This window comes from Micromonospora inyonensis (assembly GCF_900091415.1).
In the GTDB taxonomy this organism is placed as follows: Bacteria; Actinomycetota; Actinomycetes; order Mycobacteriales; family Micromonosporaceae; genus Micromonospora; species Micromonospora inyonensis.
Window position 1 is genome coordinate 415,287 of the sequence record NZ_FMHU01000002.1, and the last position, 13,974, is coordinate 429,260.

The 13,974-nt window shown below is 72.8% G+C and carries 14 protein-coding genes, 1 tRNA gene and 3 pseudogenes; 10 read left to right on the forward strand and 8 right to left on the reverse strand.

All coding sequences use genetic code 11. From position 1 onward, the window contains the following. Positions 1-25 precede the first annotated feature (25 nt). From GA0074694_RS16945 to GA0074694_RS16955, 3 genes are read right to left on the reverse strand one after another with little or no spacing between them, the layout of a single operon-like run. A complete protein-coding gene (locus GA0074694_RS16945; RefSeq protein WP_091459614.1) occupies positions 26-823 on the reverse strand; it encodes an ABC transporter permease subunit in 798 nt (265 codons plus the stop codon). After that, positions 810-1,721 carry an ABC transporter ATP-binding protein gene (locus tag GA0074694_RS16950; RefSeq protein ID WP_091459615.1) on the reverse strand — a complete coding sequence of 304 codons (912 nt, stop codon included), beginning with the start codon at positions 1,719-1,721 and terminating at the stop codon, positions 810-812. The genes GA0074694_RS16945 and GA0074694_RS16950 overlap by 14 nt, the downstream gene beginning before the upstream one ends. Then, the gene (locus tag GA0074694_RS16955; RefSeq protein ID WP_091463327.1) at positions 1,714-2,133 is read right to left on the reverse strand and encodes a GbsR/MarR family transcriptional regulator; all 420 of its coding nucleotides are present in this window, start codon (positions 2,131-2,133) and stop codon (positions 1,714-1,716) included. The genes GA0074694_RS16950 and GA0074694_RS16955 overlap by 8 nt, the downstream gene beginning before the upstream one ends. Before the next feature lie 228 nt (positions 2,134-2,361). Between GA0074694_RS16955 and GA0074694_RS16960 the strand changes: the two are divergent. From GA0074694_RS16960 to GA0074694_RS16980, 5 genes and pseudogenes are all read left to right on the forward strand, one after another. Continuing rightward, positions 2,362-2,742 (forward strand): annotated as a pseudogene (locus GA0074694_RS16960) (MarR family winged helix-turn-helix transcriptional regulator); the annotation flags it as partial. Positions 2,743-2,877: 135 nt separating this feature from the next. Continuing rightward, complete coding sequence (locus GA0074694_RS16965; RefSeq protein ID WP_091459616.1) at positions 2,878-5,247, forward strand: thiamine pyrophosphate-dependent enzyme; 2,370 nt, start codon at positions 2,878-2,880, stop codon at positions 5,245-5,247. Between the two features lie 113 nt (positions 5,248-5,360). Then, a complete protein-coding gene (locus GA0074694_RS16970; RefSeq protein ID WP_091459617.1) occupies positions 5,361-5,798 on the forward strand; it encodes a DUF3052 domain-containing protein in 438 nt (145 codons plus the stop codon). Between the two features lie 59 nt (positions 5,799-5,857). After that, on the forward strand, positions 5,858-6,325 hold the full coding sequence (locus GA0074694_RS16975) for a peroxiredoxin (protein ID WP_091459618.1): 468 nt from the start codon (positions 5,858-5,860) through the stop codon (positions 6,323-6,325). Between the two features lie 78 nt (positions 6,326-6,403). Next, positions 6,404-6,475: transfer RNA gene (locus GA0074694_RS16980), tRNA-Val, on the forward strand. A 603-nt stretch (positions 6,476-7,078) separates the two neighbouring features. On the opposite strand, the gene GA0074694_RS16990 is transcribed toward GA0074694_RS16980, so the two are convergent. Together GA0074694_RS16990 and GA0074694_RS16995 are read right to left on the reverse strand one after the other, a co-directional pair. Further along, positions 7,079-7,375: a hypothetical protein gene (locus GA0074694_RS16990; RefSeq protein ID WP_141714176.1), complete on the reverse strand. Its 297-nt coding sequence runs from the start codon at positions 7,373-7,375 to the stop codon at positions 7,079-7,081. Between the two features lie 106 nt (positions 7,376-7,481). Continuing rightward, positions 7,482-7,799 (reverse strand): hypothetical protein, encoded by a 318-nt coding sequence (locus GA0074694_RS16995; protein WP_141714178.1) that lies wholly within the window; start codon positions 7,797-7,799, stop codon positions 7,482-7,484. 106 nt (positions 7,800-7,905) lie between these two features. On the opposite strand from GA0074694_RS16995, the gene GA0074694_RS17000 reads away from it, so the two are divergent. Both GA0074694_RS17000 and GA0074694_RS17005 read left to right on the forward strand, forming a co-directional pair. Next, positions 7,906-8,472: a GNAT family N-acetyltransferase gene (locus GA0074694_RS17000; RefSeq protein WP_091459622.1), complete on the forward strand. Its 567-nt coding sequence runs from the start codon at positions 7,906-7,908 to the stop codon at positions 8,470-8,472. Positions 8,473-8,633: 161 nt separating this feature from the next. Then, on the forward strand, positions 8,634-9,431 hold the full coding sequence (locus GA0074694_RS17005) for an alpha/beta fold hydrolase (protein ID WP_091459623.1): 798 nt from the start codon (positions 8,634-8,636) through the stop codon (positions 9,429-9,431). Positions 9,432-9,564: 133 nt separating this feature from the next. Here the strand turns inward: GA0074694_RS17005 and GA0074694_RS32965 are convergent. Further along, positions 9,565-9,831, reverse strand: a pseudogene (locus GA0074694_RS32965) (aminoglycoside phosphotransferase family protein); the annotation flags it as partial. Positions 9,832-10,021: 190 nt separating this feature from the next. Between GA0074694_RS32965 and GA0074694_RS17015 the strand changes: the two are divergent. After that, entirely contained in the window at positions 10,022-11,161 is a 1,140-nt protein-coding gene (locus GA0074694_RS17015) for a polysaccharide pyruvyl transferase family protein (RefSeq protein ID WP_091459624.1), read from the forward strand. Between the two features lie 145 nt (positions 11,162-11,306). Here the strand turns inward: GA0074694_RS17015 and GA0074694_RS17020 are convergent, their stop codons facing one another. Next, positions 11,307-11,510, reverse strand: coding sequence for a hypothetical protein (locus GA0074694_RS17020; protein WP_091459625.1), 204 nt, complete (start codon positions 11,508-11,510; stop codon positions 11,307-11,309). 216 nt (positions 11,511-11,726) lie between these two features. Between GA0074694_RS17020 and GA0074694_RS17025 the strand changes: the two genes are divergently transcribed. Then, positions 11,727-12,212 (forward strand): DinB family protein, encoded by a 486-nt coding sequence (locus GA0074694_RS17025; protein ID WP_425413659.1) that lies wholly within the window; start codon positions 11,727-11,729, stop codon positions 12,210-12,212. A 61-nt stretch (positions 12,213-12,273) separates the two neighbouring features. Here GA0074694_RS17025 and GA0074694_RS17030 read toward each other — a convergent pair whose 3' ends face one another. Beyond that, positions 12,274-13,146 (reverse strand): carbohydrate kinase family protein, encoded by an 873-nt coding sequence (locus tag GA0074694_RS17030; RefSeq protein WP_091459626.1) that lies wholly within the window; start codon positions 13,144-13,146, stop codon positions 12,274-12,276. Between the two features lie 62 nt (positions 13,147-13,208). Between GA0074694_RS17030 and GA0074694_RS34245 the strand changes: the two are divergent. Beyond that, positions 13,209-13,818 (forward strand): annotated as a pseudogene (locus GA0074694_RS34245) (ATP-dependent helicase); the annotation flags it as partial. Between the last annotated feature and the right edge of the window lie 156 nt (positions 13,819-13,974).

A 13,974-nucleotide genomic window follows, 5' to 3' on the forward strand; every position in this document is an offset into this window, starting at 1 on the left:
GGTGGCCGGGTCAGGGCGGGCCATCTCAGGTGGCCAGGTCGCGGCGGGTGAAGCGCCAGGTCCCGAGGGCCACCAGGACGGCGGTGGTGCCGAGCAGGGCGAGTGCGCCGGCGGGCTGCACGCCCTCTACCAGTGGGTCGCCGCCGAGGTACCAGTGGAACGGCGACACCTCCCGGGCCCAGCCCAGCCCGTCGACCTGGGGCAGGACCGAGTTGGCCAGGTAACCGAGCACGGCCACCCCGGCAGCGGTGCCGAGTGCGGCGACGCGCCGACCGGTGGCCGCGCCGACCGCGAAGGCCAGCGCCGCGAACGTCACCCCGAACAGGGCCAGGTGCAGGGTCATCGCGGCGAAGCCCGCGGAGGTGACCCCGGCGAACTCCACCGCCCCGCTCAGCGCGACCATCGCCAGCCCGAGCAGGACGACCACCCCGACCACCCCGACGGCGAGCGCGGCGAAGCGGTGCAGGGCCAGCCGGACCCGGCCGACCGGGTGGGCCAGCACCAGGTCGAGGGTGCCGGCCTCCTCGTCCCCGGCGACGGCGCGGGTGCCGCCGGCGATCGCCAGGACGGCCACCAGCAGAGGGATCAGGAGACCGTAGACGGCGCTGCCCAGGTAGCCGGCCGCGCTGGTCAGGTCGCGGTAGTTGAACGCCTCCAGCAGCCCCTCCGGGTAGGCGGCCATCGCCTCGGCCATCTCGGGGCTCTGCATGGTCGGCCAGAAGGAGGCGTACATCGTGCCCACCGCGACGATCGCCAAGGCCCAGCCGAGCAGCGAGCGGCGGGCGTCGTGGAGCGCCTTGGTGAACGGGTCACGCAGCAACATGCGGGGCCTCCTCGCGGGCGTAGTAGCCGAAGAACAGCTCCTCCAGGTCGGGTTCCTCGGAGAGCAGGCTCACCACGGTGTGCCCGGCGGCGGCCTTGACCAGGGCGTCCGCCCTGCCGTCCAGCCGGCAGCGCAGGGTCGATCCGGTGACGGTCACCTCGCTCACCCCGGGCAGCGCGGCGAACTCCCCGGCCGCGACCGGGTCGGCGAAGTGGATCTCGACGTGCCGTACCGCCCGTTCCCGCAGCTCTTCGACGCGTTCCACGGTGACCATCCGGCCCTCGCGGATGATGCCCACCCGGTCGGCGGTCTGCTGCACCTCGCTCATCACGTGCGAGGACATGAAGACGGTCTGGCCGGCGGTACGGGCCTGGCGGACCATCGCCACGAACTCCTGCTGGAGGAACGGGTCCAGGCCGCTGGTCGGCTCGTCGAGGATGAGCAGCTCGGGCGTGTGCATGAACGCCTGGATCACCCCGACCTTCTGCCGGTTGCCCTTGCTCAGCGCCCGGATCCGTCGGTTGAGGTCCAGGTCGAGCCGGTCGGCCAGTTCGGTGATCCGTGCCGCCGGCACGCCGCCGCGCAGGTTGCCGAGGTAGGTCAGCAGCTCCCGCGCGGTCTGCCGACCGTCCACGGTGAAGTCACCGGCCAGGTAACCGACCCGCCGACGCAGCGCCACGCCGTCCCGGCGGGGATCGACGTCGAGCACGGTCACCCGGCCGCTGGTGGGACGGATCAGGTCGAGTAGCAGTCGGATGGTGGTGGACTTCCCGGCGCCGTTGGGGCCGAGGAAGCCGTAGACCTCGCCGCGTTCGACCCGCAGGTCCAGCCCGGTCAGGCCGCGGCTGCGGCCGTACGTCTTGACCAGGGCCTCGGTGCTGATGGCCGACTCATCCATCGGCCTCTCCCTTCCGCAGTCGTTCCGCCTGGAAACGGGTGACGAGCGCGGGTAGTTCGCGCTCGATGAAGGCGTAGAAGTCGCGCATCACGCGCAGGCGTTCCGCGCCCGGTGCGTCCGGGTCGCCGACCAGGTCGAGCCCACGCTCCATCAGCTTCCGGAACGCCCGGAACTTGGTCGGCTCGGCGGCGATCCGGATGATCGCGTCGGGCTGGATCTCGTAGGCATGGCCCCGGTGCCCGGGCACCGGCACCCGTCGGGCGAGCCCGCTGCTCTCCAGCATCCGCATGCCGGTGCTCACCGAACCCTTGGAGAGCCCGAGGCCGTTGCCGAGCTGGGCGCTGGTCTGCCACGGCGGGTCGCAGACCAGCAGCCAGCCGAGCAGTTTCCCGTACGCGGGGGGCAGTCCCATGCCGGCGAGGACGACGGCGGCGTCCTCGGCGTACCGGCGTCGGGGTGGCAGTTCGATCAGGGGTTCGATCACTGTTCCATCCGTTCAGAAAGTTCTGAATAAACCATACAGCTAAACGATGCCGGTGGATGATCGAGCCGTAGGATGTAAGACCTGACTCAGGGCGCCGTGACCTCCGCCACTCTCGGCGACCGCGCGGGGCTCGCCGGGGACGCGGTGCGCCGGATCATGCACCTCGCCTCGGCGATCCGTCACTGCCAGGACGTCGACATCGCGGAGTTGGGCCTCACCCCGGCGGTCGCCCGAGCGTTGTACGAACTCGACCCCGACCACCCCGTGTCCGCCCGGGACCTCGCCGAACAGCTCCGCTGCGACCGTTCCAACCTGACCGCCCTGGTCGACAAGTTGGAACGGGCCGGGCTGGTCGAGCGCCGCGTCGACCCCGCCGACCGGCGGCTCAAGACCCTGGTGGTGACCGAGGCGGGCCGACAGGTGCGCGTCCGGGTGCACCAGGTGCTGTCGGACTCCCGACTGCTCGCCGACCTCGGCACCGAGGAACTGGCCGCGCTGTGCGGACTCGTGCAAAAGGTCTCCGGCAGCTGCACTCCGCCGCAGGGCGGCACCCGGCTGACCGGTCGGAACGCGCGGGCCAGGGCCGGAATCGCCGCCCAGCTGGCCTTGACGGCCGGGTGATCCCCGCCGTCGGGTCCGTGTCCGACTGGGCAGGGTCGGCCGTTGTCGGTAATGCTGTCCGACGTGACCACCCCGCAAGATCTCGACGACCGGTTCCGGGAGAGCCTGGCCGCGTTGGCCGGTGCGGCGCAGCGACGGGACCCGGACCAACCCGTCCGGGACGGCGCCACGCTGACCGGGACGCGAGCGCTGGAACTCTTCGACGCGCAGGTCACCAGCCGGCAGCTCGACCTGGCGGCGCGTTGGCTGCGCAGCTTCGGTGAGGGCTACCACACGATCGGCTCCGCCGGGCACGAGGGCAACGCGGCGGTGGCCGCGGCGCTCCGCCCCACCGACCCGGCGCTGCTGCACCACCGCTCCGGCGCGTTCTACTGCGTCCGGGCCGCCGCCCAGGTCCTCCCGACCGGGCAGACCGACGCGGACGCCGCGGCGGCGGACGACGGTGGCGGTGACGGCGCGACGCGGGACCCGTACGCCGGTGCGGTGCGGGACGTGCTGCGTGGCGTGGTCGCCTCCGCCGAGGATCCCATCACCGGCGGCCGGCACAAGGTGTTCGGCCGGGCCGACCTGGCCATCGTTCCGACCAGCTCGACCATCGCCTCCCACCTGCCCCGCGCGGTCGGTATGGGGCTGGCGCTGGAACGGCTGCGCCGGCTCGACGGCATCGGCCGGCGGGCCGGCGGCGTGGGTGTCGGCCGACCGGCGTGGCCGTCCGACGCGCTGGTGGTCTGCTCCTTCGGCGACGCCTCGATCAACCACGCCAGCGCCACCGCCGCGCTCAACACCGCCGGCTGGTGCGACCACACCGGGCTGCGGGTCCCCGTGCTGTTCGTCTGCGAGGACAACGGGCTCGGCCTCAGCGTCCGCTCCCCGAAGGGCTGGGCGGAGGCGATGCTCCGGTCCCGGCCGGGAATCCGCTACTTCGGGGCGGACGGGTGCGACCTGGTGGCGGCGTACGAGGGGGCGGCCGAGGCGGTGGCCTGGGTGCGCCGGCACCGGCGTCCGGCCGTGCTGCACCTGGACACCGTCCGGCTGATGGGACATGCCGGACCGGACGACGAGGCCGCGTACCGCAGCACCGACGAGATCGCCGCCGACCTGGACCGGGACCCGGTGCTGGCCACCGCGCGGCTGCTCGTCTCCGCCGGCCTCGCCGATCCCGCCGAACTGATCGCCCGGTACGACGAGATCGGCTGGGAGGTCCGCAATGCGGCCGAGGAGGTCCTCGCCGAGCCGAAGCTCGCCTCGGCGGCCGACGTCGTCGCCCCGCTCGCGCCCCGCCGGCCGCTCAGGGTGGCCCGGGCGATCGCGGACGCCGCCGCGCGGGCCAGCGGCCCCGGAGCGGCGGCCCGGGCTGCCGCGTTCGACGGGAAGCTCCCCGAGCTGGCCGGGCCGCTCACCCTCGCGCAGAGCGTCAACGCCGCACTCGCCGACGGCATGCTCGACCACCCCGAGATGGCCGTCTTCGGCCAGGACGTGGCCGCCAAGGGCGGGGTGTACGGGGTGACCAGGGGGTTGCGCGACCGGTTCGGCGTATCGCGGGTGTTCGACACGCTTCTCGACGAGACCTCGGTGCTGGGGCTCGGCCTCGGCGCGGGGATGGCCGGGATGCTGCCGGTGCCCGAGATCCAGCACCTCGCGAACCTGCACCACGCCGAGGACCAGCTGCGCGGTGAGGCCGCCACCACGCAGTTCTTCTCGAAGGGGGCCTTCCGCAACCCGCTGGTGGTCCGGGTGGCGGGGCTGGCGTACCAGGAGGGACTCGGCGGGCACCTCCACAACGACAACTCGGTGGCCGTACTGCGGGACGTGCCCGGTCTGGTGGTCGCGGTCCCGGCGCGGGCCGACGACGCCGCGCCGATGTTGCGCTCCTGCCTGGCCAGCGCGGCGGTGGACGGCAGTGTCTGCGTCTTCCTGGAGCCGATCGCGCTCTACCACACCCGGGACCTCTACGCCGAGGGCGACGGTGAGTGGCTCGACCCGTACCAGGGGCCGGGCGGCTGGGCCGGCGCGCACGTGCCGATCGGCCGGGCCCGGGTGTACGGCGTCGGATCCGCCGAGGACATCACCATCATCACGTTCGGTAACGGCGTTCGGATGTCCCTGCGCGCGGCGGCCCACCTCGCCGCCGAGGGGGTCGGCAGCCGGGTGGTGGACCTGCGCTGGCTCGCGCCGCTGCCCGTGCCGGACATCGTCCGGGAGGCCTCGTCAACCGGTCGGGTGCTGGTGGTGGACGAGACGAGGCGCTCCGGCGGGGTCGGCGAGGGGGTGATCGCGGCCCTGGTCGACGGCGGTTATGTCGGTTCTGCCCGGAGAGTTGCCGCAGTCGACTCTTTTGTGCCGTTAGGTCCGGCCGCGCGGCAGGTCCTGGTGTCGGAGGAAGCCATTACCCAGGGTGCCCGTACGCTGCTGGCGCGGTAAATTCCGTTCCACCCGGTGCGCCACTTGCGCCGGAGGGCTCGAGTGTGTGGACTTTGCCTAACGGTGTCGGAGGAGATGCCGGGAGCAGCGATGAGATGAGGAGGCACGCGACAGTGAGCGCGACCGCTGGTCAGGCCGCCGACGGGGTACGCAGCCTGGCGGACCGGTTCGGGATCGAGCCGGGGATGGTCGTCATGGAGATGGGGTACGACGAGGACGTCGACCACGATCTCCGGGACGCCCTTACCGACCGCTGTGGAGAGCTGGTCGACGAGGACACCGACGAGGTGGTCGACGCGGTGCTGGTGTGGTACCGGGACGGCGACGGTGACCTCTTCGAGCTCCTCGTCGACGCCCTCGGCCCGCTGGCCGACAACGGTGTCGTCTGGCTGCTGACGCCCAAGGCCGGGCGGGAGGGGCACGCCGAGCCGAGTGAGGTCGCCGAGTCCGCCCAGACCGCCGGCCTCCAGCAGACGTCGACCGTCAACGCCGGCCGGGACTGGAGCGGTGCCCGTCTCGTTCCGCGACGTGGGTCCAAGAGCAAGAAGTAACACAGTTCCGCCACCGGTGTGGCAGGCTGGTCCCACCCCTGACTAACCAAGGAGCTTGTATGCCGATCGAGGTTGGCGCCGAGGCGCCGGACTTCGTGCTCAAGGACCAGAACAACCAGGAGGTCCGCCTCTCGGACTTCCGCGGCAAGCGCGCCGTGCTGCTGGTCTTCTACCCGCTCGCCTTCACCGGCATCTGCCAGGGCGAACTCTGCGAGGTGCGGGACAACCTCAACGAGTACGTCAACGACGACGTCCAGGTCCTCACGGTGAGCGTCGACTCGGTCTACGCGCACAAGATCTGGGCCGAGAAGGAGGGGTACCAATTCCCGCTGCTGGCCGACTTCTGGCCGCACGGGGCGGTCGCCCAGGCGTACGGGGTCTTCAACGAGGTCGCCGGCATCGCCAACCGGGGCACCTTCGTGATCGACAAGGCCGGTGTGGTCCGCTTCGCCGAGATGAACATGCCCGGTGAGGCCCGCGACCAGCAGGGTTGGCGCAAGGCGCTGGCGGAGACCGCCGCCGCCTGATCCCACCCGGCATACGGTTCGACCGGGCCGGTGGCCGGCAGGTAAGCTGCCAGCCACCGGCCTGCCGTACGGGCGTCCGGGCGCGTAGCTCAGTGGGAGAGCACTCGCCTTACAAGCGAGGGGTCGCAGGTTCGAAACCTGCCGCGCCCACACACCCCCCTCTACCTGCGAAAACAGAGGTTGATCGGCCTGGGTTGGTCAGCCTTAGTCGCACAGACAGTACTCGCCTACTCGAATCGGCAAGCCTCGACCGAGTAATGCCCGGCGCGTTGTAGGTGGCGCTGTTGCGGGCGGCGAGATCCGCTTGTCGCGCCGTAGAGCAGTGTGGGTGGCAAAGCTCCGAGGTGGGCGTCCGTAGCCGAACCGGCGTAGGGCAACAGGTCGGCATCCGGCTGCTCCTCACCGCCCGAGCGTTCCTCCGCGACCACCGACCCGAACCCGATGGACGCTGCCCGATCTGCCGGACCGCAGACTGTCCGGTGGTCACCGCCGCCCGCAACCTCCTGCGCACCGCCGAAGAATCGCAGCGGCGAAGCACCGCAGACGAACGGACCATATCCGACCCGAACGGCCCTCGGTAGCCGAATGAACGCGAACGGCACGCCTGTCGAGCGGCCTCGCTGACAGGTGACGCCAGAGAGGTCACTGGTCCGGCTGTGTTGCCCATCGTCGACACAGCGCAGAGGAGGCACCCCGAGCGAGGATGCCTCCTGCGAGCAGCCGAGACGACGGTGAGGGGGCGGAGGTCCCTACCTACCAGTTGCAGTTGGCGGCCGGGATCCAGCCGTCCTGCCCCGGCGCCTCGGCCCCGTGGCCGTAGTACCACGTCTGGATGTCACTGCCGCCGTAGATCGAGTGCACGCGGAAGCCCCGTCCGGGGCTCAGGGTACGGAGGACGTTGCCCCAGGGCTGGTCGCGCAGCCAGGTGGACTGGTTGGTCACGCAGATGTCACCAGGGGTGTCGCTGGCGACGGCCGGCGTGGCCGCCACTGCCGTCCCGGTGGCGAGGACGGTCATGACCGCCAGCACGCTTACCACATTGCGCTTCATGCGCTTCCTCTCGTTTGGGTGCCTTGCGAGCGCACCGATTGTGTCCATCGGTCCCGACATGACAAGTCGGAGGGCTGGCTGCGGCGAGGCCACAGCGGGTCAGGCATCAGCCGCAGTGCACGTGGCTTTCGAGGATCCAGCCGTCCGTGGTGTCCGCCTCGGCGCCATGACCGAAGATCCAGATGCGACCGTGGACGTCCCGGATGCTCGACAGGTGGTAGCGGAACCCGCGACCGGCGTGCAGGGTACGCAGGTAGCCGACCCCTCCGTAACTGTCGTACGAGGCGAACAGCCATCCGTCCGAGCTGAGGTTGCAGAGCAGACCGAACGTGCCGTGGGCGTGTGCGGGGCTCGCCGTGGCGAGCGTCCCGCCACCAACGGCGATCGACAGAGCGGCGACCACGCTGAGACGTTTCCGCCTCATGCATCTCCCTTTCGGCTTACGGTTTCCCGACCCCGGCGAGTCTCGCACCGGAGATCCCCTGCCGTATATGGGAAGGGCTTCCCGGCGCGGCGCATAGGCTCGACGGGTGGTCGGTCCCTTCTCCACCGCGCGTCTGGTCCTGCGTCCCTTCGCCCTGGCCGACCTCGACGACGTTTGGGCCTACCAGCGCCGGCCGGAGGTGGCCCGGTTCATGTCCTGGTCCGCCCGCGACCGGGAGCAGTCCCGCCGCTCCGTGGAGCAGATGGTCCGCGAGGACGGGCTCCGCGCCGAGGGCGACTGCCTGACCCTGGCGGTCGTCCGACGGGACACCGGCCGGGTGGTGGGCCATGTGGAACTGGTGTGGCGCAGCCGCGCGCACCGGCGGGGCGAGTTGGGTTACGTTCTCGACCCCCGTCACCAGGGTCACCGCTACGCGACAGAGGCCGCCGTCGCGATGCTCCGGTACGGCTTCGAGACGTTCGGCCTGCACCGGATCGTCGCCCGGTGCGCCACCCGGAACATCGCGTCGGCCCGGCTGATGGAGCGGCCGGGCATGCGTCGGGAGGCGCACTTCCGGGAGTGCGCGTTCGGCAAAGGGGAGTGGCGGGACGAGTACGTCTACGCGCTGCTCCGCGCCGAGTGGACCCGGAACGCGCACCGGCGTGGCGGTTGACCGCTCACGGCGTGTCACCCCCACTCTCCCCGATCGGTGTACTCCCGGAGCGCGCCAATCCGGTGGGATCCGGGCAACCGGTTTACCGCTACCGACCGGACTGACCGGCCGGTCGCGGGGAACCCCCTGAGGGCCCACCGATCCGCGAGCCGGAGGGGACCATGAGCTACGCCGACGTCAACGGGGTACGCCTGTGGCACGAGGGGCACGGCTCCGGTCCGCCGTTGGTGCTGCTGCACGGTGGGATCGGCTCCGGGGAGATGTTCGCCCCGCTCCTGCCGGCGTTCACCCTTCACCGTCGGGTGATCACCGTCGACCTCCAGGGGCACGGACGCACGCCCGACGTGGACCGTCCCCTGCGCCACGAGACGCTGGCCGACGACGTGGCCGCCCTGCTCCGCCACCTCGGGCTGCCCGGCGCGGACGTCCTGGGGTACTCCCTCGGCGGTGCGGTCGCGCTCCGGGTCGCCATCCAGGATCCGGGGCTGGTCCGACGGCTGGTCTGCGTCTCCGTCCCGTACCGCCGCGACGGGTGGTACCCCCGGGTGCTCACCGGCATGGCGGCCATGGGGGAGGCGACCGCCGTCGAGGCGCGGGCGTCACCCACGTACGCGCACCACGCGCGGGTCGCGCCGCGACCGCAGGACTGGCCGGTGCTCTGGACGAAGCTCGGTGCCCTGCTGCGGCGCGACTACGACTGGTCCGCCGAGGTGGCCGCCCTGACCGTACCGACGCTGCTGGTCTTCGCCGACGCCGACGCGGTGCGGACCACCCACATGGTGGAGTTCTTCGGCCTGGTCGGCGGTGGTCACCGGGACGCCGGCCCGGACGGCACCGACCGGCCCGCGTCCCGCCTGGCCGTCCTGCCCGGCCACACCCACCACGACATCGTCGGCTCACCCGCACTGTCGGCGGTCGTGCTGCCCTTTCTCACCCACCCGATCCGCCCACCCGGCTGATCCTCTCCGCCGGTGCCGCGTCACCGGCCCGGCTGTGCCCTTGTGGCTGCCGGAGGTGGTTGCAGGGGACCCCTGCTCGACAAAAAGCGGTAGGAAGGGGCCCCTGCAACCGTCTGCGGCGGCGAGGGGTGTCCGCGCGCAGGGGCCCCGGCAGGGCGGCGGCGTTGCGGGGCTCCTGACGGTGCATGTCGGGGCTGCGGTCGTTCTGGGCGGAGCCCACCGCCTTGACGAAGGCGCGGTGGCCGTCGGCGGTACGCACCCGGTCGGCGGTGCCGGGGGAGAAGCCGCCCGGCTGGGAGACCGCCGCCACGACCTCACCCCCGATGATCCGCTCCACCGCCACCCGCACCCCGGCGGGCAGATCGGTCCAGCCGATCCGGCTGTTCGTGGTGGCGTTCATCGGTCCACGGTGACCGGGCCAGCCCCGGCCGGGCAAGCGGATTGGCGCCGATCGCGACCGGCGGGCCGTCGCCGTCCGGTTCCCGCGGGTGGTACGACCCGTCGCTCCGGCGGTGGGCACCGGCACCCGCGACCAGGCATGGCCGGGGCAGCAACGGGTAGGCGGTGGGGAACCGGCGGGGGAGGGCGGCATGGGGGAGCTGACCATCGGCGTGCTGGGCTCGTACGGGGGGCGCAACCTCGGGGACGAGGCGATCCTGACGGCTCTCCTGGCCGACCTGCGCAACCAGCAGCCGCACGCCCGGATCGTCGTCTTCTCCCGTAACCCCACGCACACCCTGGCGCATCATCCGGGGGTGGAGGCGGTGCCCTGGGAGGGGGTCAGCCGGGTCGACTCGGCGGCGGTCCTCGACCGGCTCGACCTGCTCATCCTCGGCGGCGGTGGCATCCTCTACGACCGGGAGGCCCGTCGCTACCTGCGGGTGGTCCGGGTCGCCCAGGAACGCGGCCTGCCGCTGCTGACGTACGCGGTCGGAGTCGGGCCACTGACCGAGGCCGTGGACTGCGGCATGGTCCGCGAGACGCTGACCAGCGCCACCGAGGTGACCGTACGGGACGAGGAGTCCCGGGTGGTCCTGGAGGAGGCGGGGCTGCTCACCCCGATCACGGTCACCGCCGACCCGGCGTTCCTGCTGCAACCGGAGGACTTCCCCGCCCGACTCCTGCGCGAGGAGGGCGTACCGGACGGCAAGCGGCTGGTCGGGATGAGTGTGCGGGAACCGGGCCGGGCCGCCGAACGGCTGGACGTGGACGCGTACCACCGCCTGCTCGCCCAGGTCGGCGACTTCCTGGTGCACCGGATCGACGCCGACGTGGTCTTCGTGCCGATGGAACGCGACGACATCCGCCACTCGCACGGCGTGATGTCCCACATGACCGCCGCCGACCGGGGCCGGATCCTGCACGGGGACTACTCACCGCCGCAGGTGCTGGGGCTGATGCGGCACTTCGACCTGGCCGTCGGGATGCGCCTGCACTTCCTGATCTTCGCGGCGATGGCGAACATCCCGTTTCTGCCCCTGCCCTACGCCGGGAAGGTCTTCGACCTGGCCCAGCGGCTCGGCGTGCCGGCGCTCAAGGGGGTGGCCCGGGAGGTCGAGGGCCCGCTGCTGGCCGAGGTCGACCGGCTCTGGGACGAACGGGACAGGCGTGCCGAGTCCGTCTCCCTGCGGGTGGCGGAGATGTGCGAGCAGGCCCGGAGCACCTCCCACGTGACCCGGGCGGTGCTGGACGGCCTGCGCTCCCGCGCCCTCGCCCGGGTCACCGCCTGAGCGTCGTTCCGGCTCGCTCCGCTTCGCGGCGCAGGTGTGTGCAGGGGGCCCTTCCTCGACAGAAAACGGTAGGAGGGGACCCCTGCTACCACCGCACCCCCGCCCCGCCCCGCACCCCCACCCCGCGCCCACGCGAAGGACCGGCTCAGGTGGCGGGGCCGCGCCAGCAGTAGCGCCACGCGGATTCGCCCTCGGCAGACTCAAGTTCGTAGATCTCCGCGCCGGCCAGCCCGGCGGCGCCGAGGTGGTGGTGGGTCAACGGCGGGCGGCCGTTCGGGTCCAGTTCGACGGTGATGGTCTCCCCGTCGAAGGCGCCGCCCACCAGGGGAATCTCTGCCGTGGATGCCATGGTCCCCATCCTGCACCCACCATGGTCGACCCGCACGGCTATGCCGTGACGGGGGACCACCGGCACCCGACGGGGCACGTCGTGTGGTGGGTGCCGGGCGGGGAGGTGGCGCTTCCGGAGCGTGAAAAGGGGCCACCGGGTGTCCGCCGTCTCCACTACGGTCGGCGCATGGCCGAGACCTCGATCCACCCGTCCATCGATCCCACCCTCGCTCCGGTGATCGCCCGTACCGGCGACGAGCGGGCCGTGCTGGCGGCCTTCCTCGACCTGCACCGCGGGGTCGTGCTGAAGAAGCTGCGGGGCCTCACCACGGCCGACGCGACCCGCCGGCTGGTGCCCTCCGACACGACCGTCGCCGGGGTGGTCAAGCACCTGACGATGGTGGAGGCGAACTGGTTTCCCTGGCTGCTCGCCCCCGAACCCGGCGAGGAGCACGTGTTCTCCGCCGAGGCGGGCCGGCAGAGCTTCAGCGTCGGCCCGGAGGACACCGTGGAGGCGCTGGCCGCCGCGTACGAGGCGGCCTGCGCCCGGTCCCGGGAGGTCGCCGCCCGGTTCCCCCTCGACCACGTGGTGCCGCAGCCGCAGCTCGGGGAGGTGAACCTGCGCTGGATCTACGTGCACATGATCGAGGAGACCGCCCGGCACGCCGGCCACGCCGACATCCTGCGGGAACTGACCGACGGGGCGACCGGAGCGGTGTGACCGCGACCGGGCCGGCAGGCGACGTGGTCCGGAGCCGGAACCGGCCGCGCCGATACGGTGCTCAGGGCGGCGGGAGCAGTCCCGACGGGTACTCCATGCCGTCGTGGGTGCAGGCCGCCGCCGCCACCTCTGCCGCGTACCGGGCGGCTGCCTCCGGGGTGTCGCCGCGCAGCCGGCGGGCGACGAACCCGGCCGCGAAGGCGTCCCCCGCGCCGTTGCTGTCCACCACCCGCGCGGGTGGTGTCGCCGCCGGCAGGTGTACGGGTGGGTGGTCCGGGCGGTGCAGCGTCGCGCCGTCCGCGCCGTGGGTGACCACCACGGTCCGGGGAGCCAGCCCGGCGGCGGTCCCGGCCGCCACCGCGCCCAGCCGTACCCCGCTGACGAAGACCAGGTCGGCAGCCTCGGCGAAGGGCCGGTGGTAGGGGTTCCGGCCGTCCCAGTCGTGCAGGTCCGTCGAGACCCGGACGTTCTCGGGGAGGGCGGCGCGCAGGGTCGGCAGCAGGTCGCGCGCCCAGTCCATGATCGACAGGTGTACGTGGGCCGCTCGGGCGACCAGTCCGGCCAGCTCGTCGGGGGCGAACGGGGGCGGCCCCTGCCAGGGGCGGGAGTCGTACAGCGACATGCGGCGTCCGGCCGGGTCGACCAGGTTCACCGAGCGCCGGGTGCCCTGCGGAGCCGTCCGCAGCACCGTCGCCACACCCGTGCGGGACAGCGCCGCCCGGACCACGTCGCCGGCTGGGTCGTCGCCGACCACGTCGACCACGGTCACCCGCAGCCCGAGCGCGTGTGCGGCGAGCGCCATCCCCGCTCCGGTGTTGCCGATCCGCAGGTCGACCGGGTCCACCGGGAGGGAGTCGACCACGGGCAGCGGCAGCGCGGGCACCCGTACCCGCACGTCCACCCCGAGACCACCGATCACCAGAAGGTCGGACACGGTGCCGACGCTATCCCGTACCGCCTCACTATCCTGTGCCGGGGCGAGACGAGGGGGGACGTGTGCTGGTCGTACACGGGGTGTGGCTGGTCGGCGTCGGGCTCGCCCTCTGGGCCGAGGAGAGCACCGCTCCGGCGCGTCCGCCCCGTCGCGCCGGCCGTCCGCCCCGGGAACGTCCGCATCCCTTCGCCGCCGACCACGCCGCGCTGACCGACGCGCTCGGTCCGGCCGCCACGTCCGCCAGCCGCGATTCGGTGGCGCTCACCCTGCCCACCCGGGGCGGCGCGCCGCTCGACTCGCCGGAACTGGTCCGCACCGCCGCCGTGGACCCGGCCCGCGGCGCGGTCACCCTGGCCCGCTGGCGGGTGCCCATCCTGGCGTACGCCCCGCCCGACGCCCTCGCCGTGCTCCGCCGTGTCGACGGGTACGCCGCAGTGCCCGGGGCCGGACTGCGGCACCTCGCCGAGCTGGCCGCCTTCGCCACCGACCTGGTGGCCCGGGGTCGCGTCCTGCCCGTGGTGGCCGACGACGACCGGCCGGGCCGGGGCCTCACCAGCACGGCGGTCGCCTGCTGGCATCCCCTGCTCACCGGCGTGGACGCCGGCTGGGCGCGCGCCCTCACGCTGGCCCTGCCGCCGTCGGCGCGCGCCGCCGGGCCGGTCGTCGCCGCCCGTCGGACGAGCCCGGCGAGACGGGTCACCGAGGGCACCCGGTCCGCCGGTGGCCCGTCGATCCGGCCGGGACAGGGGGCCGACGGTGGACCGGGCCCGGCCGACGTGGTCGCCGACGCGCTGGACGCGCTCACCGACGCCGCCGCCCGGACCGCCC